This window comes from Halomonas salinarum (genome assembly GCF_012062845.1).
Lineage (GTDB): Bacteria > Pseudomonadota > Gammaproteobacteria > Pseudomonadales > Halomonadaceae > Onishia > Onishia salinarum.
The window spans coordinates 145,115-153,708 of sequence record NZ_WWNB01000007.1; the positions used below are offsets into that span (position 1 = coordinate 145,115).

Genomic DNA, 8,594 nt, shown 5'->3' on the forward strand with positions numbered 1-8,594 from the left:
CTCCACACGAAAATTATCGAACATCGTACATTAACCATCACGGACACTGCCAGCACCCAGGTTGGTGCTTGTCGGCCCCACCTTGATTCGCAGCGCCCCAACGCGTTTAATTGGCCGCTCTTAACTGATCGACACGGACTCATTTTGATGATGCTGCTACCCCTGCTTGCCGTCGCACTTGGCTTCGTGGGCCTTTTGTGGAGTGCCGACCGCTTCGTGGGAGCCGCGGCTGCCACCGCGTATCGCGTGGGAATGAGCAAGTTACTGATCGGCATGACGATCGTCGCGCTGGGCACCTCGGCCCCCGAAATCATTGTCGCCATCATGGCCTCACTTGACGGCACACCCGACCTTGCCACCGGCAATGCGCTGGGCTCCAACATCGCCAATATCGGCCTTGTGCTTGGCATTACGGCCCTGATCGCCCCGATACCCGTACGCTTCTCGATCGTAAGGCGCGAGCTCCCCTTATTGCTTGGCGCCACCGGCATTGCCGGCTACGCGCTGGCAGATGGCGAGCTCGGCCTGTTTGACGCCCTGCTGCTTGCGGCACTGCTGGTTTTCAGCCTGTGGTGGCTATTTCGCGCCGACACCAGCAGTGGCAGCGACGAGACACAGGATGGCGAGATCCCCGATATGGCACTGCCCAAGGCGCTAGTCTGGCTGGTGGCCACGCTTGTGTTGCTGGTGGCAAGTTCGCGGCTATTGGTTTGGGGCGCCAGCGAGATTGCCAGCGCCTTTGGTGTCAGCGAACTGGTGATCGGCCTGACAGTCGTGGCTATCGGCACCAGCCTGCCCGAACTCGCCGCCTGCGTGGCAAGCGCCCTCAAGCGCCACCACGACATCGCCATCGGCAATGTCATCGGCTCCAATCTCTTCAACATGCTGGCGGTATTGCCGATGCCTGGCCTGATCGCTCCGGGGCTGGTCGATGCTCAGGCCATCAGCCGCGATTACCCCACCATGCTGCTCTTGACGCTGCTACTGGGCTGCTGGCTGCTGTGGCAGCGTCGCGGTAGCCTAGGCCGCATCCCAGGCGCCCTGCTGACATTGATCTACCTCGGCTATCTTGGCCTGCTGGTGCAATCCAGCGTGGCTGGCGCTTGAGTGAAACCTGACAACGGGCAACAATTTCGCCATGACTGACAGCAACGATTCGGTTTATCGGGCCAGCGCCCTGCGCACCCTGGGCATCGAGCGCGACGCCATCGAGGCAATCGCGACCCGCATTGACGGTGACTTCGATCGCGCCTGCGAACTCTTGCTCGGCTGCCAAGGGCGTGTCGTGGTGACCGGCATGGGCAAGTCCGGTCATATCGGTGGCAAGATCGCCGCGACACTCGCAAGCACCGGCACACCAGCCTTTTTCGTTCACCCGGGCGAAGCCAGCCACGGCGATCTCGGCATGATCACCCCGGGAGATGTCGTCGTCGCCCTTTCCAACTCAGGAGAGACCGCCGAGGTTACCGCCCTGCTGCCGTTGCTCAAGCGAATGGGCGTCCCTTTGATCAGCATGACGGGCCGGCCCGGCTCGACCCTGGCTCACCACGCCGAGGCACACCTGGATGCCGGCGTCGAACGCGAAGCCTGCCCGCTGGACCTGGCGCCGACCGCATCGACCACTGCCGCACTGGTGCTTGGCGACGCACTCGCCGTAGCGCTGCTCGAAGCCCGCGGTTTCACTGCCGAAGACTTTGCGTTGTCTCACCCCGGTGGCAGCCTGGGCAGGCGGTTGCTCCTCAAAGTGGGTGACCTGATGCATCAGGACGACCGCCTCCCTCAGGTCCCCTTGGGCAGCCCGCTCCGCGATGCCCTGATCGAGATCACCCGACAAGGCCTCGGCTTCACCTGTGTGGTCGCCCCGGATGGCCTGCTGGCCGGCGTCTATACCGATGGCGACCTGCGTCGCACACTCGATCAACACAGCAACTTACACGCCCTGAACGTCGATGACGTCATGACCACGCCCGGCAAACGCATCACCGCAGACGTGCTTGCAGCCGAGGCCGTGCGTATCATGGAAGCCAGCCGCATTAGCGCCCTCGCCGTGGTTGACGCACAAGGCCACCCCATTGGCGCACTGCATATGCATGATCTAATGAGAAGCGGCGTCATATAAGGAGAGGTCATGACCCCTGATTCCACGCTTGCGCCCGAACTTAACGATCGCGGCTGCCAGATTCGCCTGCTGGCCCTGGATGTTGACGGCGTTCTCACCGACGGCCGGCTCTACTTCCAGGCCGATGGCATAGAAATCAAGGCCTTTCACACCCAGGACGGCAACGGCATCAAACTGTTGCGCCAAGCCGGCGTAGAGGTCGCGTTGATCACAGGTCGGGAATCCCCGATGGTCACCCAGCGTGCCGCCGCCTTAGGGATAGAGCACGTCTTCCAGCATCGCGACGACAAGCTCATTGCCCTGCGTGAACTGACCGCAAGTCTTCATCTGGAGCTGTCCCAGACCGCCTACTGCGGCGATGACCTGCAGGACCTGGCAGCCATTCAGAGCGCAGGCCTCGGCATCACGGTCCCCAACGCCCCGTCCTATATCCGCCGCGAGGCCGACTGGGTTACCGAGCGCTGGGGCGGCCATGGCGCCGTTCGCGAAATTTGCGACACCTTGCTCGACATTCAGGGTCACTGGCCTGCCGTGTTCGACAAGTACACCGCCAGTAGCGCCATGCAGGGCGGCGCGGATCGCGGCCAGAACTGATGACCATTCGCCTTCCCCGGCCCTCGCCCCGCATCTGGCTAGCGCTGTTGCTGGTCATACTGGGTGCCGTGCTGACCTTCATCGAGCAACGCGACGCAAGCACGCCCGGGCCGATACCCCGAGATAGCGCAGGCGAGCCTGACTTCTACCTCGAAGGCGTCACCCTGACACGCTTCGATGAAAAGGGACGCCCCCATCAGCGCCTCGTGACCCCCAGACTGGTACACATTCCGGACGACGACTCAACGCGCGCCGAGACGCCCAAGGCGCGCCTGCTCGACGGCGATGGTGACCTGTGGCTAGCCAACGGGCAGCAAGGTACGATGGGCGCTGGAGGCAATCGGCTGGTGCTGCGTGGCGATGCTCACCTCGAATCACCCGGCGAAGGCTGGCAACTGGATACCGAGATCCTGCATGTTGATACGGTCACCAATCATGCCTGGAGCGATAGCGAGGCGCGCATTACCCAGCCTCCCCAACGCATGCGAGGCGACAGATTGGACGTATGGTTTGATGATGACCTGATGCGCCTGACCGGCAACGTACACGGCTTCCACCCCACAAAGGATCAAGCCCCATGATGCGACGTGACCTGAACCGCCGAGCCCTTGGCCTGCTGCTCACGACCCTGCTGAGCCTTGCGTCATTGCCAACACTTGCGCTCGAGGGAGACGCCAACGCGCCCATCGAGATCGTCGCCGACCGCCTGGAGCTGGATGATCAGGCAGGCACCGCCGTCTATACCGGTGATGTCGATATGCGCCAAGGCAGCATGCAGCTGACCGGACAGAAGGTCACGATCAGCCGCACCGACGAGGGCGAGGTATCGCGCATCGAGGCCACCGGCAACCGGGCCTACATCGAGCAGCAGCCGAGCCCGGAGGCCTCTCTGGCAAAGGGCTGGGGACGCACCATCATCTACCACGTTCAGGACAGGTGGGTGGAGCTGATCGGTCAGGCAGAGCTTCACCGGGGCCAGGACACCTTCACAGGCGCCAGGGTCGATTACTATCTTGATCGCCGCGTGGTCGAAGCCAACAGCGGTGCCGATGGCGGTGGTGAACAAGGCCAGCGTGTGCGCATGACACTGACTCCTCAGCAATAAGGCCTACCATGAAGACCCTGAGTGTTCGCCATCTGGCCAAGAGCTACAAGCGCCGCCGAGTGGTCAAGGACATCAGCCTGTCCATCGGCCAAGGCCAGATTATCGGCCTGCTGGGCCCCAACGGGGCCGGCAAGACGACCTCGTTTTACATGATTGTCGGTCTGGTTCGCGCCGACGCCGGCACGGTGCACATCGATGATCAGGACCTGAGCCACGCCGCGATGCATGAGCGCGCACTGGCCGGTATCGGCTATCTGCCCCAGGAGGCATCAATCTTTCGCAAGCTGTCGGTCATCGACAACATCATGGCCATCCTCGAAACGCGCAGAGACCTGGACCGGCGCGGTCGCGAGGCGCGGGCCGAGGAGCTGCTGGCCGAGTTCCATATCACCCATATCCGCGACAACATCGGCATGAGCCTGTCTGGCGGCGAACGGCGCCGCGTCGAGATCGCCCGCGCCCTTGCCACTGAACCAGCCTTCATCCTGCTGGATGAACCCTTCGCCGGTGTCGACCCGATCTCGGTTTCTGATATCAAGGCCATCATCCGCGCGTTGCGCGAACGAGGCATTGGCGTACTGATCACCGACCATAATGTGCGCGAGACGCTCGATATCTGCGACGGCGCCTATATCGTCGGCGACGGTGAAATCATTGCCGAAGGCGATGCCAACACCATCCTCGCCAATCAGAAGGTCAGAGATGTCTATCTTGGCGAGGATTTCAGGCTATAGACTCGCTCTAGGGTACCGGCATCGTCGCTTATCAAAGCTGCCCCTGCCACACCTCCTGTCAACAGGGAAGTCCCAAATATGCGACAAAAATCTTATCAATGGCATGCTTATTGCTAATAAATTTCTCCTGGCGGCTTGCATGGCTTCCGGCCAGGGGCTAAGTTATTCATTCCCGTTCAGCCTGACACGCGATAAGCCATGGTCATGAAACCCTCGTTGCAACTCCGCGTCAGCACCCAGCTGACCATGACACCTCAGCTGCAGCAGGCTATCGCCCTGTTGCAACTCTCGACCGTCGATTTACGCCACGAAATCCAGCAGGCACTGGAATCCAACCCCATGCTGGAACTCGATGAGGCCTATGGCGAACAGTACGTCGCCGAGCCACAAGAGGACGATTGGTCCACCGAGATTCCCAGCGAACTGTCGACTGACAGTGACTGGTCAGACACCTATCAGGACATGGCCTCATCCGGCGGGTCCGGCGAGGCTCCCGACCTCGATCGCAACGCAGCGGGGCTCAATCTCCACGACCATCTTGCCTGGCAGCTGGCGATGGCTGACGTCAGTGGCACCGAACGTCAGATTGCCGAGAGCCTGATCGATGCGGTGGCGACGAGTGGCTATCTTGAAAGCAGCCTCGACGAACTGACTCAGGGTTTGCGTGCCCAAGGACTCGATGGCCTCAAGACGAGCGAGGTTGAACGGGTCCTGCTGCGGCTCCAGCAGTTTGAGCCGACCGGCATATTTGCCCGCGACCTGCGTGAGTGCTTACTGCTCCAGCTTGGCGCCCTCCCGCCCGACTTGCCTCTGCTCACCCAGGCCAAACGCCTGGTGCGACAATTTCTTGAAGCGCTGGCAAGCGACGATCGCAAGCTGCTCAAACGGCGGCTGCGACTGGATGACGAACAGCTTGAACAGGTCATTGCACTGATCCGCTCGCTTGATCCCCGGCCCGGCCAGGCCTTCGACAGCGTCGGCAGCGACTACGTGATTCCCGACCTGATCGCCCGTCACAGCCAGGAGGGCTGGCAGATCGAGCTCAACCCCGAGGCACTGCCGAAGATGCGTATCCAGCCGGACTACGCTGCGCTTATCCGGCGTGCCGACAAGAGCGACGACAACACCTTCATGAAGCAGCACTTGCAGGAAGCTCGCTGGTTGATCAAGAGCCTGTCCAGCCGCAACGACACGCTACTGCGCGTGGGTCGCGAAATCATGGCGCGCCAGATCGACTTCCTCGACAAGGGCGAAGAATCCATGAAGCCCCTGATCCTTGCCGATATCGCCGCACAGGTCGACATGCATGAATCGACGATTTCCCGCGTCACCACCCAGAAGTTCATTCATACGCCACGCGGCGTGTTCGAACTGAAATACTTCTTCTCGAGCCAGGTCGGCGGTGAAGGCGGAGATGCCCACTCCAGCACCGCGATTCGCGCACGCCTGAAAAAACTGATTGGTGGCGAGCCTGCCCGCAAACCCCTTTCCGATAGCAAACTGGTCGACCTGCTGGCCGATAGCGGCATCCAGGTCGCACGCCGCACCGTTGCCAAGTACCGTGAAGCAATGGGCATCCCACCATCCAGCGAGCGCAAGCGCCTTACCTGATGCGGCAAAATAATCATGCTTGCGCAGCATAACCTATTGACTAAAAGAGAAAAAAACACCGAAAGTGGGTGTAAGGGAAAAGCGCTCCGCCAAGGGGTATGCAGAGCGCCAAAAAGGGTTACAATCGATTAGCCAACCGCAGGATAAGGAGCGTGCCATGCAAGTTAATATCACCGGCCATCACGTTGAACTGACCGATGCACTGCGCGACTATGTGAACGAGAAGCTCACTCGCCTGGAGCGTCACTACGACAACATCACCACGGTCCAGGTCACCCTGTCCATCGAGAAAGAACGCCAGCAGGCCGCCTGCACCCTGCATGCAGCCGGTGCAGAATTGCATGCCGACGCCGAAAACACCGACATGTACGCCGCGATTGACGCCCTCGCCGACAAGCTTGACCGCCAGCTTGTCAAGCACAAGGAAAAAGCACAGGCGCGCGCCCAAGGCGCCAGCGTTCGCTGACATTATGACGTTGGAATCCATCCTGCCCCCCGAGCGCGCCCTTTTCGGCGTGCCCGGGGGAAGCAAGAAGCGAGTGCTGGAGTTTTTCAGCACCTTCATCGCCCAGAACACACCTAGCCTCGATAGCCAAGAGGTGTTCAGTCGCCTCGTGGGCAGAGAGCGGCTAGGCAGCACGGGCATCGGACATGGTGTGGCCATTCCGCATGCTCGTAACCCTCACTGCAAAGCACCACTAGCCAGTTTCCTCAAACTGAGCGAACCGGTAGACTTCGATGCCATTGATGGCGACCCCGTTGATCTTGTTTTCGTGCTGCTGGTCCCTGAGCAGGCTGATGACGCTCACCTGGCGCTTCTTGGCCAGGTAGCATCGATCATGAACGACGCCGAGACTCGCCAGCAACTGCGCAAGAGCGAGACCCAGCGTCAGCTGTATGACATCCTGCTGGAAGCGATACGCCACCATACAAGCGATGGTCGTGCCGGCTAGACGTCGCACAAACGCCTTGCGCACCAGTACAGCCTATCCACGATAGCCTCTTCATGATCACCAACGTTCATTGACCTGGAAAGCAGGAGACCTCATGCAGCTCGTGATCATCAGCGGCCGTTCTGGCTCCGGCAAGTCGATTGCCCTGCAAGCCCTGGAGGACCTGGGCTACTACGCGATCGATAATCTGCCAGCCATGCTGCTTGGTACGCTGGTCGACGAGCTGCAGCGTGATGCGACGCGGCGCTCGTCAAGCGCCGTCAGTATTGATGCGCGCAACTTGCCGCACGCCCTGGAGCGCTTCCCTAGCCTACTGGCCGATTTGCAGGCCCGAGGCATCCAGTGCCAGGTAGTCTACCTGACCGCCGACTCCAAGATCCTGCTTGAGCGCTACTCGGCCACTCGCCGCCGCCATCCATTGACGCGCGACAGTCAAATGACCTTGGCCGAGGCCATCGACAGCGAAGAAACGGCTCTTGCCGAGATTCTGGATCTCGCCGATCTCATCATCGACACCACTCGCCTATCGGTACACGAGCTGCGGGGCCGCATCGCCGAGCAAGTGGCTCAACATCGCGAGCAGGAAATGACGCTGACGTTCGAGTCCTTCGGTTTCAAGAGCGGCGTACCACTGGATGCCGACACGGTATTCGATGCTCGCTGTCTGCCCAACCCTTACTGGGATCCCAGGCTTCGTCAGTCCACTGGCCGCGATCCGGAGATCATCGAGTTTCTCGAGGAATACGATGACGTCGATCAACTGGCCACCGATATCATCGACTGGCTGACCCGCTGGCTGCCGGCCTATCAGGCCAGCCACCGAAGCTATATGACAGTGGCCATCGGCTGCACCGGTGGCCAGCATCGCTCGGTCTATCTCGCCGAGCGGCTGGCACGCCATTTCGCGGCCAAGCACGCAGGCGTCAGGCTTCGCCACCGCGAACTCGGCATCCATACCGCCATGCTCGAGACCCAACAGGACAGCAAGGACGCTGACCTCCATGCCCAGACGTGAACTGACCCTCATTAACAAGCGCGGCCTGCACGCCCGTGCAGCGACCAAGCTGGTGCAATGTTGCCAGTGCTTTACGGCGAGCATAACCGTTCACCATCAGGGACGATGTGCCGATGCGGCTAACGTCATGGCGCTGCTGATGCTCGCCGCGCCCTGCGGTAGTGACCTCGAGATCCAGGCCGAGGGCGAGGACGCCGAGGCGGCACTGGCGGCTGTCACAGCGCTGATCGAGGCCCGCTTCGACGAGGACGCCTGACCGCCGGCAATGCCCCTTGGTCGGCTGTTCAGCTCATCGCTCCCGGTTCAAGCAAGACAAAAAACGCCACCTTGAAGGGTTAATGCCAGTCAGTTAAGCCTACCTTCAATAAGCTGATCATGAGACCTTTCCCTGTCAGGTACACTGACACGGGAAGGTCCATGCATTTCAGCAACGCCATCGATGCCATTGCCAAGGCGGTGCCCG

At 61.0% G+C, this 8,594-nt stretch carries 11 protein-coding genes; all 11 read left to right on the top strand.

Features of this window, described 5'->3' with window-relative positions; genetic code table 11:
* The first annotated feature begins 147 nt into the window (after window positions 1-147).
* The 11 genes from HF027_RS07475 to HF027_RS07525 all read left to right on the top strand — a co-directional run bounded on the left by HF027_RS07475 (window position 148) and on the right by HF027_RS07525 (window position 8,387).
* Window positions 148-1,107, top strand: coding sequence for a calcium/sodium antiporter (locus HF027_RS07475; RefSeq protein WP_342448733.1), 960 nt, complete (start codon window positions 148-150; stop codon window positions 1,105-1,107).
* A gap of 31 nt (window positions 1,108-1,138) precedes the next feature.
* Window positions 1,139-2,119 carry a KpsF/GutQ family sugar-phosphate isomerase gene (locus tag HF027_RS07480; RefSeq protein WP_168014348.1) on the top strand — a complete coding sequence of 327 codons (981 nt, stop codon included), beginning with the start codon at window positions 1,139-1,141 and terminating at the stop codon, window positions 2,117-2,119.
* Between the two features lie 9 nt (window positions 2,120-2,128).
* Window positions 2,129-2,713: a KdsC family phosphatase gene (locus HF027_RS07485; RefSeq protein ID WP_168014350.1), complete on the top strand. Its 585-nt coding sequence runs from the start codon at window positions 2,129-2,131 to the stop codon at window positions 2,711-2,713.
* Window positions 2,713-3,294: an LPS export ABC transporter periplasmic protein LptC gene (lptC, locus tag HF027_RS07490; protein ID WP_168014352.1), complete on the top strand. Its 582-nt coding sequence runs from the start codon at window positions 2,713-2,715 to the stop codon at window positions 3,292-3,294. Before HF027_RS07485 ends, lptC begins: the two co-directional genes overlap by 1 nt.
* A complete protein-coding gene (lptA, locus tag HF027_RS07495; protein ID WP_168014354.1) occupies window positions 3,291-3,818 on the top strand; it encodes a lipopolysaccharide transport periplasmic protein LptA in 528 nt (175 codons plus the stop codon). The genes lptC and lptA overlap by 4 nt, the downstream gene beginning before the upstream one ends.
* An 8-nt stretch (window positions 3,819-3,826) precedes the next feature.
* Window positions 3,827-4,552, top strand: coding sequence for an LPS export ABC transporter ATP-binding protein (gene lptB / locus HF027_RS07500; RefSeq protein WP_168014356.1), 726 nt, complete (start codon window positions 3,827-3,829; stop codon window positions 4,550-4,552).
* Between the two features lie 198 nt (window positions 4,553-4,750).
* Window positions 4,751-6,163, top strand: a complete 1,413-nt coding sequence (locus tag HF027_RS07505; RefSeq protein ID WP_168014358.1) for an RNA polymerase factor sigma-54 — start codon at window positions 4,751-4,753, stop codon at window positions 6,161-6,163.
* A 157-nt stretch (window positions 6,164-6,320) separates the two neighbouring features.
* A complete protein-coding gene (hpf, locus tag HF027_RS07510) occupies window positions 6,321-6,629 on the top strand; it encodes a ribosome hibernation-promoting factor, HPF/YfiA family (protein ID WP_136255331.1) in 309 nt (102 codons plus the stop codon).
* 4 nt (window positions 6,630-6,633) lie between these two features.
* Entirely contained in the window at window positions 6,634-7,116 is a 483-nt protein-coding gene (ptsN, locus tag HF027_RS07515) for a PTS IIA-like nitrogen regulatory protein PtsN (protein WP_168014360.1), read from the top strand.
* A 94-nt stretch (window positions 7,117-7,210) separates the two neighbouring features.
* The gene (rapZ, locus tag HF027_RS07520) at window positions 7,211-8,131 is read left to right on the top strand and encodes an RNase adapter RapZ (RefSeq protein ID WP_168014362.1); all 921 of its coding nucleotides are present in this window, start codon (window positions 7,211-7,213) and stop codon (window positions 8,129-8,131) included.
* Entirely contained in the window at window positions 8,118-8,387 is a 270-nt protein-coding gene (locus tag HF027_RS07525; RefSeq protein WP_168014364.1) for an HPr family phosphocarrier protein, read from the top strand. The genes rapZ and HF027_RS07525 overlap by 14 nt, the downstream gene beginning before the upstream one ends.
* The last annotated feature ends 207 nt before the right edge of the window (window positions 8,388-8,594 follow it).

Coding starts and splice junctions, on each gene's coding strand:
- hpf (WP_136255331.1), top strand. CDS start 6,321: ATGCAAGTTAATATCACCGGCCATCACGTTGAACTGACCGATGCACTG.
- HF027_RS07480 (WP_168014348.1), top strand. CDS start 1,139: ATGACTGACAGCAACGATTCGGTTTATCGGGCCAGCGCCCTGCGCACC.
- lptC (WP_168014352.1), top strand. CDS start 2,713: ATGACCATTCGCCTTCCCCGGCCCTCGCCCCGCATCTGGCTAGCGCTG.
- ptsN (WP_168014360.1), top strand. CDS start 6,634: ATGACGTTGGAATCCATCCTGCCCCCCGAGCGCGCCCTTTTCGGCGTG.
- lptA (WP_168014354.1), top strand. CDS start 3,291: ATGATGCGACGTGACCTGAACCGCCGAGCCCTTGGCCTGCTGCTCACG.
- HF027_RS07475 (WP_342448733.1), top strand. CDS start 148: ATGATGCTGCTACCCCTGCTTGCCGTCGCACTTGGCTTCGTGGGCCTT.
- rapZ (WP_168014362.1), top strand. CDS start 7,211: ATGCAGCTCGTGATCATCAGCGGCCGTTCTGGCTCCGGCAAGTCGATT.
- HF027_RS07485 (WP_168014350.1), top strand. CDS start 2,129: ATGACCCCTGATTCCACGCTTGCGCCCGAACTTAACGATCGCGGCTGC.
- lptB (WP_168014356.1), top strand. CDS start 3,827: ATGAAGACCCTGAGTGTTCGCCATCTGGCCAAGAGCTACAAGCGCCGC.
- HF027_RS07505 (WP_168014358.1), top strand. CDS start 4,751: ATGGTCATGAAACCCTCGTTGCAACTCCGCGTCAGCACCCAGCTGACC.
- HF027_RS07525 (WP_168014364.1), top strand. CDS start 8,118: ATGCCCAGACGTGAACTGACCCTCATTAACAAGCGCGGCCTGCACGCC.